We start from the raw sequence: 17,539 nt of genomic DNA on the forward strand, positions 1-17,539 counted from the left end.
GCTATCCTCCCTGTCACAAGTCGGTGGTGCGCCTCAACGCACTGGAGCAACAACGACCAGAGGTTTTTGTACGGCGCGAGCAGGAACGGAAAGATGTGATTGCCGGCCTGCGCGATATGCTCGTTACAGCGGATCAGGACGGCGTCCGGATCGTTGTTCAGTGCGGCCCGCATCTGCGTGATGCGCACGGCCGCAGGCGTTTCGTCGTCCTGCAGCACATTCAGGACGTCGCGAAACTGGCTGACAAGCGACTGCAACTGGTCGGCATGCGCGAGCTGGTACTGCTGAAGTCGCAGCTTGGCGGTGTGCTCAAGATTGCGCACGATCTTGATGAAAATCTCGACGACGTCGTTGAGCGCCTTCTGGCGTTGCGCGAGCATGAACAGCACCGCGAGCGTGTAGCGCTTGGCGGGCTTGGGCGCCCGCATTTCGTGGACGTCCAGCGCACGCGCTTCGGTGACGAACTGCATGCGCTTCGGGACCAAGAGCATGTTCGGCACGGGCGGCAAACCATCCGCCAACGCGTTCATCGCCTGAATGTGCTCGAGGAAACTTGCGATTTCGCGCGGCCCGGGTCGCTTCGGCTCGCGCTTGAGCTCATCCCACGGCGTTCGGCCGCGTCGAACCTGAAAGAGCGTGTCGATCCGATCCTTCAATGCGTCGTCGAGCGAGTCGACGAAGGCGCGATAAATCGATTCATGGAGCTGGCTGCGAGCGTGGCGGGCAATCCGGGTGAGCGTCGCAAGCGGCGGCAGCTCGTAGCGGCGCCGAACCAGCTCTTCTAGCATCACGTTGACGATGTCCGGTAGTTCCGCCTTGGTCCGGGCCGTGAGAGCGGCTAATTCGGCCAGCCATGCGTGGACTGCGCTATCGACGGGGAGAATCCGAACGAACTCGCGAAGGATCTTCTGATGCCGGGATTTGCTGCCCGAGCGGTCGTAGCGTGCGAGCGTTGTGCGCGGCAGCGGGCGGACGCCGAGCACCGTACATAGGTGCTCGATGATGGCGGGCGGCACATCGGAGATCACCGGCATGTATCCGGGACGCTGCAGCAGCTTTAGTTGCGCGAGGATCAGCACGCGCGTCGGCGCCTGGCGGAACTGACCAAAAACGAACCGGATCTCGGCCGCGCTGGACGTGTAGATCGTCCGTAATTCCGCTTCGTCCAGCTCAGCCGGGAGTACCGGGTACGCGGGTTCGTGAATTTGGGTCATCGCAGCCTCCGTCCTGGCGGTCCCCGTCGTTCAGCGCTTCGGCAGTTTGAGCCGTCCCGACAGTACCGCTGCGGCGAGGTCGGCGTCGCTCATCCCCATGATCCGGTCGATGGTGCCCGATGACAGTTCGTCAACCAGCCGGAGGATCTGGTCCTGCAGCGCCGACAGTTGATCCGCGCGTGCCGTCAGATGCGCGAGCATTTCGCGCTGTCCGGGCGTCGAGAGCTCGGACCGCTACCGCTCGAACTGTTCACATTGAACTGGGAGGAATTCACGTTGCTCACCGTATACCTGCCTGATTCGCACGAGCGTGGCGTCGTCCAGTACGTTGGGCTGTGCGCTTCACGACGTCAGCTTGTCGTGAAGCGCCTGCGCCTCTTCCAACTGTCCGCCAAACAGGTCGAAGACGATCGGCAGGTAGCTGATCGGCCGCCAAACGGGCTTTCGTGGCTCGGTGGTTTTCATGGGGCGATTCCCTCCGGCGGACTAATGAGCGTGACAATGCCGGCTAGGTTGATCGGCGTCGTCAACGGAATTGATCATTGTAGCGCGCGGCTGTGTCACCTTCGAGGCATGTCCTGGACTGGACGATGAGCTGTGTCAAACCCCTCAATCCCGAACAATGCGCGGCCGACCGTTATGCGATAATCGAGCCCTCTCAGGTTCTGGCGAAGCCATCCCCGGATTGCCGGAACATTCAGGTCGACATTGCCCGGTCGGCCTTTTTTTCGTCCGCACAGCGCCAATCCCGGAGGGTGCCGGTTTGACCATCGATATCCGGACGATCCAGGCAACCGGTTAGAATAGTCCAGTCATTGCGGAGCGCTGATGTTGATGGAAGCCATATCAAGGCAATGATCGTTGACTGGCAGCGCCCTCCTTTTTAATTGGGGCACGATTATTTGACAATCGCTGTAGTTTGATGTCATTTGCTCTGCCTAAAATGAGCTTGCCGCCTGTTCGGCAGAAAATTCTAGAAAAATATTGAGAGATAAATGGTACTCAGACCACCTGCGCTCGGGGAGCTGACATATCGCGATCTGTATAACGCGATCCACCGGGGCCTATTGCAGCGAAACCGCCTGTTGCGGCTGGACACGCCGCTCGGCCAGAACGCGCTGATTCCGCTGCGCGCACGCGGATCGGCACGGATCGGCCGCGATTATCACTGGACACTCGATGTCGCGTCGCTGCGCGATGACACCGCGTTGTTGTCGCTGATGCATCAGCCGGTGACGTTGTGGCTGCAACAGCCGAGCGCCCCGTATGACGATCCGGTGTATCGCCCGATCCACGGCTTCGTGCACAAGGTCGGCTACCTGGGCGGGGATGGTGGGCTGTCGACGTACCAGCTCGAATTTTCGTCGGCGCTGGTGTTCCTGGGCGGCACACATAACGACGAAGGCTGGCTCGAACGGACGGCGCAGGAGATCGTGTCCGACCTCCTGAATCGCTATCCGCAACTGCAAGGCCAATTCCGTTTCAATCTGAACCGCGAGCCGGCGGTGCGCTCGTGGTGCCGGCAGAGCGAAACGGATCTGCATTTTTTCCACCGGCTGCTCGAAGACGAAGGCTGGTATTGCTACTGGGTTCACGCGCCTGTGAAGGACGGCGAGACGCCGAAGTCCATGCTGGTGATCGTCGACCAGATCGCGGCGCTCCCCGACGCCAAACCGGCCGACTTCGCGCGTGGCGCTGGCGCTGACGAGGCGGTGAACGGGTTCACGCACTGGGCGGCGATGCAGACGATGCAAAGTCTGCGGTACGAGTCGAGCGCGTTCGATTACAAACGCCCCGCGTCCCGCTTTGAAGCGGCGAGTACGCTCGCGTCGATCAGCTACGTGACGGACGACGGGCGACACCAGGCGCAGCAGCACCGGATTCCGAGCGTGCCGATGACGGTCTACGAGCCGACCGCGTACGGCTACCCCGATTCCGATAGCGGCGCGGCCCGCGCGCGCCGGCGCGTGCAGGGCTGGGATGCACGTGCCCGGCGCTACTTCGGGGTCGGCAGTCTGCGCTGGCTCGATGCGGGGTCGCGCTTCGTGCTGAACGACCATCCGCGTCATCCGGAGCGCGATGCCGCCGACCGGACGTTCCTGGCGGTCGAGGCGCGCTGGTTCATCGAGAACAACGTGCCGATCGGCCAGCCGATGACCGAATTCCCGCTCAGCCTGCGCGCGACGCTGGCCGAGCAGCAGGCGGCACACGGCGCACGCTTCGCGACGCCGGGGCACGCCGAGGACGGCACGGCCGGCTTCTTTGTGCTCGAGGTCGAGGCGCAGGATGCGCGGGTCGAGTTTCGTAGCCCATTCGAGCATCCGAAGCCGGCGATGTCGATCGAGCACGCGCTCGTCGTCACGCAGCAGGGAATCGAGGCCTGGTCGAACGAGCGGAATCAGGTTCGCGTCCATTTCGCATGGGACCGGAAAAACCCGGACGGCGCGTTCAATGCGTCGCCGCTGCTGTCGTCGATGCAGGCGGACACGGGCAACGGTTACGGCGCGGTGCACGTACCGCGCGCGGGCGAATGGGTGCTCATCGGCTACTGGGGCAATGACTGTGACAAGCCCTTTATTCTGGGGCGTGCCAGCGGCGGCACGACGCCGGCGCCGTGGCATACGAACGTGCTGCTGTCGGGCTTCCAGTCGCTGGGCTTCGGCAACACCGGCGCGTACAACGCGTTCGTGCATGACGACGCGACGAACCAGGGCGGCACGCGGCTCATCAGCTACACGGGCAAGAGCTACGCGGCGCTCACCCAGGGCTATCTGATCCAGCAGGACGGCAACACGCGCGGTCGGTATCTCGGCCAGGGGTTCATGCTGCATGCCGACGAATATGGTGCCGTGCGGGCGAGCAAGGGCCTGTCGATCAGCACGCACCCGAAGGCATACGACGACGAGCAGCTCAGTGTCGACGAGGTCCGCGCGCAGTTGCAGAAGACCGGGATGCTGGTGGAATCGCTGTCGAGCGCCAGCGCGACCGCGCAGGCCGAATCGCTGCAGGCGGGTCAGGACGCGCTCAAGGCGCTGACGGCGGCCGCGCAGCATGCGGTGTCGGGGCAAACCTCGGGCGGGGTGACCGCCGGCGGCGGCACGGGCAGCGCCAACGGGTTTGCGAAGCCGGTGATCGTGATCGCGACGCCCGCGGATTTTGCCGCCGTGGCGGACCGCTCGGCGCACGTGGTAGCCGAAGCGGAAGCCAACGTGATCAGCGGCGGGAACACGCACCTGGCGAGCGGCAAGTCGCTGATCGCGGCGGCCGCGGAGAAGATCAGCCTGTTCGTGCACAAGGCCGGCATGAAGCTGTTCGCCGCCAAGGGGCCAATTGAGGTGTCGGCGCACACCGATGAAATCAAGCTGAACTCGGCCAAGGATACATCGCTGTTCAGCAAGAAGCGGATCGTGATCGAGGCGACCGAAGAGCTGATTTTGAAGTGCGGCGGCTCGTACTTGCGCCTGACGAAAGCCGGCATCGAGGACGGCACGCGCGGCGCCCGAACGATCAAGTCGGCGTCGTTCAGCCGGCAGGGGCCCAGTTCGGTGGCCGAGCACATGAACAGTTTGCCGCAGGCGCAGTTCAACGATCCGTACATACTGCGCGATCGCGTCACGGGCGAGGTCCTGAAAAACCACCCGTACGAACTGATCCGCGGGGACGGCACGCGCCTGACCGGGATGACGAACGAGCTGGGGCATATCACCGAACAGAAGAGCGAGGATATCGAGAAGCTGGCGGTGCGCGCGTTGCGGCCGACGCCGAGCGGTCCCGCGGCATGAATTCGATAACCGATGTGCGAATTTGAAAAACGACGATGACCGATAACACGAATCAAACCGGCGGCGGTTCGCCGTTCGACGATGGCGCCGAGCAAGAGGTCGTGCAGCAGATCGGGCGCACGGACAAGGACGGCGCGTCGGTCGGCCACTTCACGTTGACGCCGGCGAGCGACACGCGACGCAAGGAACTGCTGTGCGACGTTCGGCCGATCATTCCGGTGATCTTCCTGCCGGGGGTGATGGGCTCGCCGCTGGTGAACACGGAAACAGGCGACGAGATGTTCTTTGCGCCGAACACGGACGGCTGGCTGGGGGACGCGGGCGCATTGCCGACGTTGCTCGGCATGTGGTTCAAAGGCGCGTCCACGCGGGAAACGCAGTTTGATCCGACCGTGGCCGCAGTGACCCCGTTCGGCCCGATCCGTGCCGGCAAGCTTCAAAAGGATGACACGGAAAACCAGTATGTCGACGAGGCAGAGGCGCGTCGACGCGGCTGGGGCTCGGTGTACCGCTCGAGCTATCAGCCGGTGCTGGCGTGGCTGGAAGAGCAGTTGAACGATGTGAAGCACCTGAACGAGGTGCAGGGGCAATGGGTCAAGCCCGACCCCGACGGCAAGAAGTGGACGCTCAAGCCCCTGCTGGATACCGAGCCGGCCGACTATGGGGCGACCGATGCCGGCGCGCAAGGCCGGGGGCAGAAGCTCACGGAAAAATCCGAGGCTTTCCAACACTTCCTGAAATACCGGTACCGGGTGTATGCGATCGGCTACAACTGGCTGCAATCGAACGAGAAGTCGGCCCGGGACGTGATCGAGGGCATGGATTTCAAGGACAAGAAATCCGGCAAGTCGATGCGGCTGATGGGGATCAAGGAGATCATCGCGGAGAACGACAGCGGCAAGGCGATCATCCTGACCCACTCGATGGGCGGCTTGGTCGCACGCATGGCGATCGCGATGCACGGTGGAGCGGACCTGATGCACGGCGTGTTCCACAACGTGCTGCCGGCAACCGGCGCGCCGATCGCGGCGAAGCGATTCCGCACCGGTGGCGGCAGCGAAGGCGGGCTGAACGGCTTCATCAATGGCGCGCTGCTCGGGAGCAACGCGGACGAGTTCGTGGCGGTGGCCGCGAACGCGCCGGGCGCGCTCGAACTGTTGCCGATGCCGGATTATCACAACGGTGAACCGTGGTGGATCTTTGCGCGGCTCAACGGTGAACCGGTGATGAAGTTGCCGAAAGAAGGCAACGTTTACAAAGAGATTTATGCCAATTCGAAATGGTACGGTTTGGTCCCAGAACAATCGTCTTCGCTGCTCGATCCGGCGGGAATCGTCAAGAAGCGTCTCGACGCCCTACCAATAAAGACGAGTGTATCTGAGAATTTCAGCAATGTTATGGGTGATGTGGTGGATAACCAGAAGAAAATAATAAATACCTACCACGATAAAACATATGTTACCTATGGGGACGGCGCTTTAAAACCTAAGAGCTCGACCACATCGAGCGAAAGCCACGGCAAACGCACGATCGAACAAGGCAAGAATCTCGACGACCTGTTGGCATGGGGCACGGTAATCTGGAAAGGCATCGTGCCGCCGGACGTGACGGAGGAAGAACTGCGTGCGGCGCGGTTCATGCACGATTCGCATAGAGGCACGGTGCGCGTGCACCTGGACTCGCGCAACGTCACCATCGAATTCGAGGTGCAGAAGGTGACGAAGTTGCCATCGGACAGCGACGTGCCCGATCCCGAGAAGAATGGCATCGTGGCGGGAGACGGAACGGTGCCGGTCTGGTCCGCGGAAGCCCCCGCGCGCGGCGCGAATGGTGGAGCGGCCCCAGGCGTTCAAATGGTGTTTGACCAAGGAGGCTATGTGCATCAGGAAAGCTACAACCATCCGTGGGCGCGCTGGGCGTTGCTCTACAGCATCGTGCAAATCGCACAGGATGCGCCGGAGCCGAAATGCTGACACGTCTTGGCCGACTTCTGTTTCTAGTAGCGGGCGTGTGCGCCTGTTCGATAACGTTTTCTGTGGAACCGACGATGACGAATCCCTTGTTGACCAAGCCGCGCCCGTGGTGCATCGGCCGCTTTGTATTCGAGCGACCCACGGCGAGCGAGATCACGAACCAGCGATACGCGTATTGGGGGGAGAAGCTGGAGACACAGCACAACGTATCGTCTGCAACGTATCAGGCCAAGGTTGACGGCCTCGAAAGGGAATTGAAAACAAAGAAACGCACTGATCCGGGTAGTAGAGATAATAAAACGTATAATCCGTGGTTAGAAAAAGTATTGTCACCAAAGACTGACTCCAGAGTTTTTGCTTATAAGAAATTTTATACTGAAGGGGTCGCTTTACCGTTTCAGACGGAAGGTTACATTTACGAAAACAAAACCTTGTTCCATATGACTGGGTCATTTGGCTCAGGGGGTCTGGATAAGTTTGAGCCTGTTTACACCGATCTCTATCGTCGCATCAAGGCACGCGATAACTGGTCCGTGCCGACGGAGTCGGGATTCTGCTTCGACGGCGGCATTGCCACAGGCTCGTCGACTTATCCCGAAGAAGTGAGCCAGTCGTTCGCGCTGATGCCGGGACGGCCGGCGCTGCTGGTGATCCAGATGCGGGATGCAGTTGACGTCGACCAGAAAGAGCCGCTGACCAAGACACTGCCCGCCCTGCGCGCGCAGATGGACCGCGTGTCGAGCGGCAGCTACCGCATTCTGCGGCAAGGCAAACGCACGGTGGCCGGGATGGACGCCGAGGAAGTGCTGTTCGCGCTGAAGGAGGGCGAGATCACGTCGTACCGCTTCTACCTGCTCGCGCCGGGTGATCCGAGCACGTTGGCGAAGCCGCATACGGCCATCCAGTTGCTGCTCGGTGCGAGCAGTCCCGATTTGAAGCCTGAAGAAGCGACTTCTCCGGTCGACGAGGCCGGCGCTCTGCAAACGTGGGACACGCTGCTGAACAGCCTCCGGCTGCGACCGGGTGCCGTCTGAGCGGAGTTGACATGCGACGCTACGACATCGTGAAGGGTGACACAACGACCGTCGGCGGCATCGTGCAAGGAGGCGATGGCGCCGATCTGATCGGCGGCCGAGAGCAAGCCTACGAGCACGATCCGGTGTGGTGCCCCGTCTGCAAGACAGTGGGTACGATCGGCTGCACCGGCCCGCGGATCTCCACTACCGGACCGGATGGGCGAGAGGCGGCGCTGAGCGATGATCTCTGCCTATGCGCGTGTCCGACGCCGCCGAAACTGGTGGCGTCGCAATCCGTGTCATATATCGAGGTCTGAACAGGGATCCTATGCACTTGCACCGTATTGTGTTCCTGGTCCTGCTCACATCCTTTGCATTTCTTTCCGGATGTGCGGCATTGCACATCTGCGGACCATTCGATAGTTACGAGGAAGGCACTGGAACGTACATTGACTGGCAGGCTGATACTTTGTCAGCCTATCATTTGGGGGTAGAGCAGGCACGGGATCAGTGCAGGGATGAGCTGATAGAGCAATGTGTCGCCAAGTATGTTGAACTGTGCCGGAATCGCTCGGACGAGCGTTTCAGGAACATGAGCAAAGCGGATGCTGATCACGCTTGCGCACGTGTCGATCCGTTTATTCAAGAGCCCGGCATGACGTGCGAACGATTTCAGGAACGCGCCGACGCTGCCGGAATATGGAGGTCCGTCAAATTGCCTTGGGAAGACGCGTGCGGGAGTTGCGCCTACGAGCCCAACGCGCAACATCGCGATCCGTTCATCCCACGTGCTGACGATCGCATGTTCGACGCGTGTATGGTCGACAAGGAATTCAAGCTGGTTACCAAAACAAGCCGGGGGACATGCGAGCCCCGTGGGATTTTGAACGGAGTCTTGTAACAGAGCACTGCGTGGGCGAGGATGCGACGCTACGACAGCGTGAAGGGCAACCAACTATCGATGTCTGAATCGAATTCTAGCCAATACCCCTGATCCGAGCATCGCAATGACGACTCCCCATCTCCTGGAACCCGGCGGATTTACCTTGTCCGACGGACAGCTTTTCGCCGAGGGACGCGAGCTGGACGTGTTTGGCGATTCGCTCGACACGCAGGACATTTTCAGCCTCGCGATGTCGGCGTCGCTTGACCTGCACGGCAAGCCTGTTGTCTGCCAGGACCTCCTGCCAGAACTGTCAATGCGGATCGAGGCGCACCCGCTGCCCGCCGGCAGCGACCCGGCCGAGCGGACGCAGTACATCGGCCAGGCGTGGCATTCCGTGGCCGAGGTCCTGATCCAGCGGCACGGTCGTCTGGAGAGGGATGAATGCGTGACACTGACGGCCCCGGCGGGCGTGCAAGTGACACTGGCGCGCACAAGCGGACAAACCGTCCTGCCGCCACACGCGATGCGCCTCCGGGTCGAATATAGTCCTGTCATCCTCGCCCGGTTTCTCGTCGCGCGGCACGAGCTGCCGCTGATCCAGCAGTCGCATCGCACCACGGCTCCCTTCGCGAGCGTGAAACACCCGCGCTCAACCCGACTCGCGCCCAATACGCCGCCGATCGCGGAGCTGATTCGCGAGGCGCTGCTCAAAACCGAGCAGGCCGCGGATGACCGATTCGCGCGCCTGCCGATGCCGGTACGTTACCGCGCCAGTGGCGCACTCGGCGCCTGGTCCCGCGTCAGGGCGGCCGCCGGCCAATCCGGTGCCGAGTTCACGCAGCGACTGCGGGCCGATCCGATTTCGCTGATGCGATCGGATTTCGGCACCTATCTGGAATGGTGGAGCAACGGCAGCCCAACCCTGTTTAGAAGCACTGACGATCGCGCCCGCAGCCACGGCACGCTGTGCTGGCAGATGTTCGACGCATGCCAGGGCGTCTTGTTCGAGCCGACTCCGCCGCTGCACCACCTGCTCGACGATGCGTTCATTGCCGACGACGTGCCGGTTGGCACGATCGAGTTGCCGGCCGAGACGATGTGCATTATTCCCGATCCGTCGTGGTGGGGGCATCGCGGCGGACTGGACGCCATCATGCTGTTTCGCCGCGGGCCGGCGTCACACTCCGGGTACGCGACGAGCGACGTGATCAATGTGTTGTTCTGGACCGAGGTCCGGGCGGAATCCTGGCTCGAAACGGGAAACCTTGCGATCCCGCTGGATGATCCCCAACGAACCATCCGCCAGTTCCTCGATGGCATCGGTGCCGATCTGACGCAGAAGCAGGAAGTCGACACCGACACGATCGCTGCCACGGTGCAACATTGGCGACGCGTGCTCGACTACGCGATCAAGATGCTGCTCTACCTGGCGACCGGCGAGGCCCAGGTCGTCCAGGATCGCGCTTACACGAACGCGCCGCGTGATTTCGGCGGATTGGGCAAACGAAAGCGCACCGAGCGACTCGCGCAAATCGAAATGCTGTACGACCGTCACGTGATCGGGCCGGCCGTGCTTGATGCGTCGTCCCTCCCCTCGTTACCCGCTGAAGGCGCGCATCGGGAGGTCCGAGGCCACTGGCGCCGGCCGCACTTCAAGATGCAGCCGCACGGGCCACGACGGTCGCTGCGCAAACTGGTCTTTATCGGGCCCACCCTCGTGCGGGCCGATCGCCTCAGTCTGGCATGATGGCGCGGTCGAGATTCATTCACGAGTGGACACGATGGAAAGCAGGAAACGTGCGTTGCGCCGCACCGGCCGATAGGGCCTGACGAGAGAAATGCTGTTGCCGCTACCAACAGAAAAGGTCCGGGCGCTGTCGCTCGAGAACCATCTCGCACTGGCTACCGTGCGCGGCGGCCGCGGCGACCTCGATCAGGTCAGTTGCCTGTTGCGCGTGGTGTACCTCGCCTTCTATCTGCGGGAAGCGACTTTATCCGGCGCGGATTTTGACCTGTACCGGCGCGCCGAAGCGGCGCTCAATGCATGCGTCAAGCGTGTCGACCAAGGCGAGCGGTGCCTGCTGCTTGACCACGAACTGGCGCTCGTTGAACGGATTCGGTTCTTCACGGATTAGCATGAAGGCTCGCCCAAAAGGAAAGCGGTGCCCGAAGGAATAGACTGGTTGTGCGACCAATCAGACGATTCCAACGACCACCTCTTTCATGGCCGATCATAAACTCGACCTCCTGTTCTGGGAAGGTTTTACCGTTACCGAGCTTGAGCGCACGCCTGGCGTGACGCGCATCACCTTGCTGCCGCAGGTCGGCCATCCCGCGCAATGCTCGAGTTGCGGCCAGCACAGCGAGCGCGTGCACGAACACGGCTGGCGCACGATTCGCGACTTGCCGATGCTGGGCAATGCAGTCTGGCTGCGCGTGCGTCTGCGCCGCGTGCGGTGCGACGGCTGCGGACCCCGTACCAAGCGGGTGAGTTGACTGGATCGCCACGCCCGGATCACCCGGCACCTGGCGGAATTCGTCGGGCACTGGTGCGAGAAGCTGCCGGTTGCCCATGTCTGCCAGTTGTCGGGCTGCACTGGGAAACCGTTCGGCGCATCGATACGCGGCGCTTGCAGGCGCGGCTTGAGGCGTTGCCCGAAGCGCAGCCGCGTCGGCTTGTGATGGATGAGTTTGCGCTCTACAAGGGCCATCGCTATGCCACGGTGGTGATGGATGCCGACACGCGCCGGGTGTTGTGGGTCGGCGAAGGCCGCAGCCGGGAAGCGATTCGCCCGTTCTTCGACTGGCTCGGTGCCGAGCGGTGCAAACGTATTGAAGCTGTCGCGATGGACATGAATAGTAAGCGCCTCGCGACGGCCGTTCGCAACGCGATGCCTGCGTGAGGGATGATCGGGAATCGGGCTACCGAGGTCTCACTGACAGGCAGTCAATGAGTCGGCCTGCCGAGGCAGTTTCCCGGCCACGTTCCAGGGCAGCAGTGCATCGATGCGGTTAATCGGATGGTCAGCGATATGGGTCAGGACATATTCGAGGGAGCAGTTGTCAAATCTGGTGTATCAGCAGTCGGCGGCATGATCAGGCGGCGAGCGGTTGCTGAGCCGGTGTGCTTTCGATCACCGGGGTACCATCCTTGAAGGGAATGCCCTTCATGAGCTGTTCGATCTTGTCCACGCCGCGGATACGGCGCCACGACTGTTCAGCCGATTCGATCAGCTTGAATGCCAGACCAAGGAAGGTCGCGCGCGACAGACAGTTGCGCGTACGCGTTGTGCGATGACGTACCGTCGCAAACGTCGATTCGATCGGGTTGGTCGTTCGCAGATGCTGCCAGTGTTCAGCTGGAAAGTCGTAGAACGCGAGCAACTCGTCGCGGTCCTTCGTGACCTTCTCAGCGGCCTTGGGATATTTGGCCGAATACGTCGCAACGAACTGGTTGAACGCGACGATGGCCTCGGCTCGCGTTGCCGCATTCCAGATTTCAGACAGGGCAGCCTTGGCGCGGCCGTGCTGCGATTTCGGCAGAGCGTTGAGCACGTTGCCGATCTTGTGGAACCAGCAGCGTTGTTGCCTGGTCTGCGGGAACACTTCTTCAAGCGCCGCCCACAGGCCCATCGCGCCGTCGCCAGTAGCCAGCAGCGGGCCGGCCTGCAGCCCGCGTGCCTTCAGGTCCAGCAACAGGTCACGCCACGAATCCTTCGATTCGCGATAGCCGTCGGCGAGCGCCACGCGCTCCTTGCTCCCGTCCGGCTTCACGCCGATGATCACCAGCAGGCACTGGCCATCGGAGTCTTCGCTGCGCGCGCCGGTGTGAATGCCATCAGCCCACCAGTAGACCCAGCGCGAGCCCGACAGGTCGCGTTTGTTCCATCGCTCGAACTCGTCGGCCCATTGCGCCTTCAGGCGCACCACGACATTGGGCGAGAGGCCTTTGGCTTGTTCGCCGAGCAGCACGCTGAACGCTTCGCTCATGTCGCCGGTGGAAACACCGCGCAGGTAAAGCCACGGCAGCGCCGCGCTCACCCGGGGCGACTTGCGCACGTAGGGCGGCACGATGTTCGAGTTGAACTTCACGCCCGAGCCCGAACGGTCACGCACCTTGGGCACCTGAACCGGCACGGGCCCGACTGCCGTGACGACCTCGCGTTCGGGCAGATAGCCGTTGCGCACGATCGCGCGCCGTCCGTCCAGCGTTTTCACGTTCGAATACTGCTCGAGCAATGCCGCCAATTCCGCCTCGATCGCCTGCTGGATAATCTGCCGCGCGCCCTGCTGGATCAGGTCGTCCAGACCGGGCAGGCCCTTCACTTCCGTTGCTGCTTGACTGCCGTTTGTTTCCTGCGTACGTTTCGCCATGGTGGTGGAGTTCGGTTGCTGGGTGTTACCGTGGAAAGCAACATTTTCAGCTAACCGCCACCGCCTTCTCATTTCCCGCCGACCACCCGCCGTACACCAAATTCGACATTAGCTCTATTCGAGGTAGGCACGCGGGTTGATCCCGTTGAGCTTGCACGTCCCGATCAGACCATACATCGCCGCAGCCCGCTCGCCGCCGCTATCGGAGCCGGCGAACAGGAAGTTCTTGCGACCCAGACTCACGCAGCGCAGCGCGTTTTCGGCCAGGGCGTTGCTGATCTCGGCGCGGCCTTCTTCGCAGTACAGCACGAGCGCATCCCATTGGTTGAGCGAGTAGCGGATCGCTTTGGCCAGCTCGGATTTCTTCGACAGCGTGGCAAGCTTGTCCGTCATCCACGTCTTGATGATCACGAGCAGCGGCGCGCTTTTCTCCCGCCGCACGCGCAGCCGTTCAGCGGCAGGTTGGCCACGGATGTCTGCCTCGATGCCGTAGAGTTCGCCGATCAATTCGAGTACCTGTCGGGTCGCGTCGGTCGGCGTGCGGTCGTGAACCTCGTAGATGTACCGTCTCGCATGGTCCCAGCATGCCGCCTCACGGATCTTGCCGCTCTCGTACAACTCGTTGAAGCCGCCATAGGCGTCGGCCTGCAGGATGCCCTCGAATCCGGCGAGATGGGTCTGGGGATGGATGCCTTTGCGGTCAGGCGAGTAGGCGAACCACACCGCAGCCGGTTCCGTCGAGCCCGAACGGCTGTCATCGCGCACGTACACCCAGAGTCGCCCAGTCTTCGTCCTCTTGTTGCCCGGCGCGAGCACCGGGATCGGCGTGTCGTCCGCATGCAGCTTCGACGTTGCCATCGTGTAGCGGCGCAGCGCCTCGGTCAGCGGTTCGCAAAGCGCCTCGCACTGGCCGACCCAGCGGCCCATGCTGGCCGGGTCGAGCTTCACGCCGTCGCGCGCGGCAATCTGCGACTGCCGGTACAACGGCGTGTGGTCCGCGTACTTCGCGACGAGGATGTCGGCCAGCAGGCTCGGATGGGCGATGCTGCGCGTGATCGGCAGGCCGGGCATGGGCGGCTGCGAGAAGTGGTTGTCGCACGAACAGACCGTCTTGCGCCGAATCGTGCGAATCACCTTGAACATCGCCGCGACGCGAGCGAGCTGCTCGGACACATCTTCTCCGAGCGGTTGCATGGCGCTGCCGCACTTCGGGCAAATCGCGTCAGCGTCCAGCACGCGTGCTTCGCGTGGCAGATGCGGCGGCAACGCTTCTTTCGGCGACGCATCGCCGACAGGCGTGCCCGCGCTCGATTGGCGGGCGCGCCGCACATCGGCAACACCACGCTCGCCCGTCAGATCCTCGAGCGCGGTTTCGAGCCGCGCTATCTCCCGATCCAGTTGCTCGGACTTGCGCCCGAACTGCATGCGCTTGAGCTTGTCGATCTGCGCCTTCAACTGCTCGATCTCGAGATCGCGTTCGGCAAGCTGAGCACGGGCCTCCAGGAGCAAGGCCCGCAGCGTTTCAACATCGTCAGGAAGTTCGGCGCCGTTCGACATGCGGCGCAGTTTACGAGCCTTCCTCGCGGTTTACAACATCGACAGTGCCGCGGTACGGCGCGGCTGCCGATCGCGGTAGGGACGTCCCTTTCGGGACGCCCCCCGCACAGATCCGGACGTGCCCAATTAAGGCATCCGGCTCCTACCGTCGGTGTTTGACGAGGAAGCGTTGTTCCAGCCATGGGTGCAGGACGCGTGGCATGGGCAGGTACTTCTCAACGATCACGTTCATGCGACGCCACGTAAGCCGCCGGCGCTGGCTCCGCCTCAGAAGGCTGAGATACCAGCGAATCTTGACCAGGTGGCGAACAGCACGAACAGCCTGAAGGTTGGTCGGCACCGCAAAGTAGGCGTAATGCCCCCGCAGTACCTGAGCCAGCCACCGGCCTTGCTCGTCGATAGGACTTGACCTCATGTGCCGCAGTTCTGTCGCGATTCGCTTGACCGTCTCGGTCTTACGCTTGCGCTTCGTCTTTCTCCAGAGCTGGAAGCCTTTGCCCCCTCGCTTCTTCCCGCAAATGTGCGTGAAGCCGAGGAAGTCGAAGGTCTCGGGCTTCGAGAGCCCTTGCGCCGCGCGCCGTTCGGCAACGAAGCGCCCAAACGCGATCAATCGCGTCTTCTCTGGATGCAGACTCAGCCCAAACTTCGCCAGTCGGTCTCGCAACTCACCCAGAAATGCGTGTGCATCTGATACATACTGGAAACCAACAATGGTGTCGTCCGCGTAGCGGACAACAATCATGTCAGCGTCTGCATGACGTTTCCGCCATGCCTGAACCCACAGATCGTACACATAGTGCAGGTAAATATTCGCAAGCAGGGGTGATATCACGGCTCCCTGCGGCGTTCCCTGAGATGTATCGATCCGCGCGCCTTGCTCCAGCACGCCCGCCTTCAGCCATTTCTGGATCAGGCGGATGATTCGTCGGTCGCCAATACGGTGCTCCATAAACTTGACCAGCCATTCGTGGTTGATCGTGTCGAAGAAGCGACTGATATCGGCGTCGAGAATCCACCAGATGTTGCGCCCCTTGATTCCGTACGCGAGCGCGTCCAACGCATCATGCTGGCTGCGCCCGGGCCGGAACCCATAACTGAAACCCAGAAACTCCGCCTCGTATATCGGCGTGAGGATCATGACCGTCGCCGCCTGAACGATTTTATCCTCCATGGCGGCGATGCCGAGTGGCCGTTGTTTGCCATCTGCCTTGGGGATGTACACCCGCCGCGAAGGCAACGCCCGATACGCTCCTGCGTGGAGCCGCTGATGCAGCCGCTGGAGATTCTCTTCCAGTGCTGCCTCGTACATTCCCCACGTCATCTGGTCAACGCCCGCTGATGCGCTCTTCTTCAACGACAGGAAGCCCGCACGCAGGACGTCAACGTCAATGTGATGCAGGAGCGCTGTCAGTTTCTCCTTCCCGTTTCTGTTGACAGCTTCCCGTATGCGACTCTGCGCCTGTGACACGGCTTCCCAGCTCTGCGTCCGGACCATGCTTTGCATCATCGCATTCCCTTCGGTCCCGCTCCTTCCCTCCCCCAGCTCCGCTGCGGCTGACGCCGCTTTGTTCGCCGGTTTCCCTGGTACTACGAGCGAGTCTGACTTCTCCGGACCGTGCATCATGGTCTACGGCTCCCAGCCTTCACCATGCGGCCCATCGCCCGGCTGGCGAGGGCGGTCTGGAGACCTCGCGGTTCCCGCTCAAGAGACGTACACGCATGCCAGGGTCTACCGACGACGCGGAGCCGCCCACCGCTCGCGATATCGCGGTGGGACGTATTGCCTTCTGCTGACTGGAAAGCATCAGCACTCCGATTGGGAAGTCTTTCGTCGCTCAATGGCTGGCCTACGTGCGCCCCTGTCAACGCTTCGGTGACACTCTCGCGAGTGCCCCCGCATGACTCGGGGTCGATGTGATTCGCTAGTTCTTCATCGCAAAGGACTTTCACCTTCTATCTCTTGACGGTCTCCCGTCGCACCCAATCGATGCCTTCGAGCAACATCGACAGTTGTGCCGCCGTCAGATGAACCTTGCCACCATCAGCCTGGGGCCAGACGAAACGGCCACGCTCAAGCCGCTTCGCGAGAAGCCAGAGCCCGTCATCGCTCGCCCACAGAACCTTCACAAGATCGCCGCGACGACCGCGGAAGATGAACACGTTGCCGCCCAGCGGATTCTCCTCGAGCGCCGTCTGCACCTTCGCCGCCAGCCCCTGGAACCCGCAGCGCATGTCAGTGACGCCCACCACCAGCCAGACGCGTGTACCCGTGGGCAGCGCAATCACGATCGCAAGCTCCCCAGTACGGCCCGCAGCGTCTCGGCGTCAACGACGCCGTCGACCTTGACGACTACGCCGCCGATCCGAATCTCGATCGTCCCGGTTCGCGGCGTCGGATGGCTGACGCCGGACGCTTCTGGCGGCATGGCCACACGCGCCGGCGGCCTCTCATGAACCACCGACACGGGAATCAGCGACGTCGATTCGGCCTGCAATTGCGCGCGATAACGGCTCCGCCAAGTGAACAGCATATTGGCGTTGATGCCATTCTCCCGCGCCAGCTTCGCGACCGACACGCCGGGCTCACAGGCTGCGGCCGCCAGTCGGCGCCGAAACTCCGGATCATGGTTCGGGCGTCCCTTGCGGCTACCCGGCTTGGCTTCCGATTCCGTCACAGTGATGTCCATCAAATCGAAAATGATGGACATCACTTTGAGGTCGAGCATCGGTGCCGTCT

At 62.2% G+C, this 17,539-nt stretch carries 13 protein-coding genes and 4 pseudogenes; 8 read left to right on the forward strand and 9 right to left on the reverse strand.

Annotated features, from left to right (window positions below; translation table 11 throughout):
- Positions 1–32 precede the first annotated feature (32 nt).
- The 3 genes and pseudogenes from AQ610_RS28665 to AQ610_RS37980 all read right to left on the reverse strand — a co-directional run.
- Positions 33–1,214 (reverse strand): annotated as a pseudogene (locus AQ610_RS28665) (DUF4158 domain-containing protein); the annotation flags it as partial.
- A gap of 30 nt (positions 1,215–1,244) precedes the next feature.
- Positions 1,245–1,415, reverse strand: coding sequence for a hypothetical protein (locus AQ610_RS37065; protein ID WP_006029533.1), 171 nt, complete (start codon positions 1,413–1,415; stop codon positions 1,245–1,247).
- A gap of 141 nt (positions 1,416–1,556) precedes the next feature.
- Positions 1,557–1,679: a hypothetical protein gene (locus AQ610_RS37980; RefSeq protein WP_009916978.1), complete on the reverse strand. Its 123-nt coding sequence runs from the start codon at positions 1,677–1,679 to the stop codon at positions 1,557–1,559.
- 530 nt (positions 1,680–2,209) lie between these two features.
- On the opposite strand from AQ610_RS37980, the gene AQ610_RS28670 reads away from it, so the two are divergent.
- The 8 genes and pseudogenes from AQ610_RS28670 to AQ610_RS38535 all read left to right on the forward strand — a co-directional run.
- Positions 2,210–4,996, forward strand: coding sequence for a type VI secretion system Vgr family protein (locus AQ610_RS28670; protein WP_045554724.1), 2,787 nt, complete (start codon positions 2,210–2,212; stop codon positions 4,994–4,996).
- A gap of 35 nt (positions 4,997–5,031) precedes the next feature.
- Entirely contained in the window at positions 5,032–6,969 is a 1,938-nt protein-coding gene (locus AQ610_RS37070) for a Tle4 family T6SS lipase effector (protein WP_006029531.1), read from the forward strand.
- Between the two features lie 74 nt (positions 6,970–7,043).
- Positions 7,044–8,003 (forward strand): T6SS immunity protein Tli4 family protein, encoded by a 960-nt coding sequence (locus tag AQ610_RS37075; protein ID WP_080595272.1) that lies wholly within the window; start codon positions 7,044–7,046, stop codon positions 8,001–8,003.
- A gap of 11 nt (positions 8,004–8,014) precedes the next feature.
- Positions 8,015–8,302 carry a PAAR domain-containing protein gene (locus AQ610_RS35265; RefSeq protein WP_009916304.1) on the forward strand — a complete coding sequence of 96 codons (288 nt, stop codon included), beginning with the start codon at positions 8,015–8,017 and terminating at the stop codon, positions 8,300–8,302.
- Between the two features lie 11 nt (positions 8,303–8,313).
- Positions 8,314–8,886, forward strand: coding sequence for a hypothetical protein (locus AQ610_RS28685; protein WP_009916307.1), 573 nt, complete (start codon positions 8,314–8,316; stop codon positions 8,884–8,886).
- Between the two features lie 106 nt (positions 8,887–8,992).
- Positions 8,993–10,618, forward strand: coding sequence for an AcrVA2 family anti-CRISPR protein (locus AQ610_RS28690; protein ID WP_006029529.1), 1,626 nt, complete (start codon positions 8,993–8,995; stop codon positions 10,616–10,618).
- A gap of 91 nt (positions 10,619–10,709) precedes the next feature.
- Positions 10,710–11,006 carry a hypothetical protein gene (locus AQ610_RS28695; RefSeq protein WP_006029528.1) on the forward strand — a complete coding sequence of 99 codons (297 nt, stop codon included), beginning with the start codon at positions 10,710–10,712 and terminating at the stop codon, positions 11,004–11,006.
- A gap of 88 nt (positions 11,007–11,094) precedes the next feature.
- A pseudogene (locus AQ610_RS38535) lies at positions 11,095–11,732 on the forward strand (transposase); the annotation flags it as partial.
- 72 nt (positions 11,733–11,804) lie between these two features.
- Here AQ610_RS38535 and AQ610_RS36590 read toward each other — a convergent pair.
- From AQ610_RS36590 to tnpA, 6 genes and pseudogenes are all read right to left on the reverse strand, one after another.
- Positions 11,805–11,924 (reverse strand): annotated as a pseudogene (locus AQ610_RS36590) (transposase domain-containing protein); the annotation flags it as partial.
- 43 nt (positions 11,925–11,967) lie between these two features.
- Complete coding sequence (locus tag AQ610_RS28710) at positions 11,968–13,245, reverse strand: IS256 family transposase (protein ID WP_006026243.1); 1,278 nt, start codon at positions 13,243–13,245, stop codon at positions 11,968–11,970.
- Positions 13,246–13,365: 120 nt separating this feature from the next.
- Positions 13,366–14,802, reverse strand: a pseudogene (tnpC, locus tag AQ610_RS28715) (IS66 family transposase); the annotation flags it as partial.
- 142 nt (positions 14,803–14,944) lie between these two features.
- A complete protein-coding gene (ltrA, locus tag AQ610_RS28720; RefSeq protein ID WP_009916752.1) occupies positions 14,945–16,309 on the reverse strand; it encodes a group II intron reverse transcriptase/maturase in 1,365 nt (454 codons plus the stop codon).
- A 446-nt stretch (positions 16,310–16,755) separates the two neighbouring features.
- Positions 16,756–17,088, reverse strand: coding sequence for an IS66 family insertion sequence element accessory protein TnpB (gene tnpB / locus AQ610_RS28725; protein WP_045554722.1), 333 nt, complete (start codon positions 17,086–17,088; stop codon positions 16,756–16,758).
- A complete protein-coding gene (tnpA, locus tag AQ610_RS28730) occupies positions 17,085–17,528 on the reverse strand; it encodes an IS66-like element accessory protein TnpA (protein ID WP_231748938.1) in 444 nt (147 codons plus the stop codon). Before tnpA ends, tnpB begins: the two co-directional genes overlap by 4 nt.
- Positions 17,529–17,539 lie beyond the last annotated feature (11 nt).

This window comes from Burkholderia humptydooensis (assembly GCF_001513745.1).
GTDB classification, from domain to species: Bacteria; Pseudomonadota; Gammaproteobacteria; order Burkholderiales; family Burkholderiaceae; genus Burkholderia; species Burkholderia humptydooensis.

Bases quoted from the DNA above. Each gene is read 5' to 3' on its own strand.
- AQ610_RS37065 (WP_006029533.1), bottom strand. From the start codon at position 1,415: ATGCTCGCGCATCTGACGGCACGCGCGGATCAACTGTCGGCGCTGCAG.
- AQ610_RS37980 (WP_009916978.1), bottom strand. From the start codon at position 1,679: ATGAAAACCACCGAGCCACGAAAGCCCGTTTGGCGGCCGATCAGCTAC.
- AQ610_RS28670 (WP_045554724.1), top strand. From the start codon at position 2,210: ATGGTACTCAGACCACCTGCGCTCGGGGAGCTGACATATCGCGATCTG.
- AQ610_RS37070 (WP_006029531.1), top strand. From the start codon at position 5,032: ATGACCGATAACACGAATCAAACCGGCGGCGGTTCGCCGTTCGACGAT.
- AQ610_RS37075 (WP_080595272.1), top strand. From the start codon at position 7,044: ATGACGAATCCCTTGTTGACCAAGCCGCGCCCGTGGTGCATCGGCCGC.
- AQ610_RS35265 (WP_009916304.1), top strand. From the start codon at position 8,015: ATGCGACGCTACGACATCGTGAAGGGTGACACAACGACCGTCGGCGGC.
- AQ610_RS28685 (WP_009916307.1), top strand. From the start codon at position 8,314: ATGCACTTGCACCGTATTGTGTTCCTGGTCCTGCTCACATCCTTTGCA.
- AQ610_RS28690 (WP_006029529.1), top strand. From the start codon at position 8,993: ATGACGACTCCCCATCTCCTGGAACCCGGCGGATTTACCTTGTCCGAC.
- AQ610_RS28695 (WP_006029528.1), top strand. From the start codon at position 10,710: ATGCTGTTGCCGCTACCAACAGAAAAGGTCCGGGCGCTGTCGCTCGAG.
- AQ610_RS28710 (WP_006026243.1), bottom strand. From the start codon at position 13,245: ATGGCGAAACGTACGCAGGAAACAAACGGCAGTCAAGCAGCAACGGAA.
- ltrA (WP_009916752.1), bottom strand. From the start codon at position 16,309: ATGATGCAAAGCATGGTCCGGACGCAGAGCTGGGAAGCCGTGTCACAG.
- tnpA (WP_231748938.1), bottom strand. From the start codon at position 17,528: ATGCTCGACCTCAAAGTGATGTCCATCATTTTCGATTTGATGGACATC.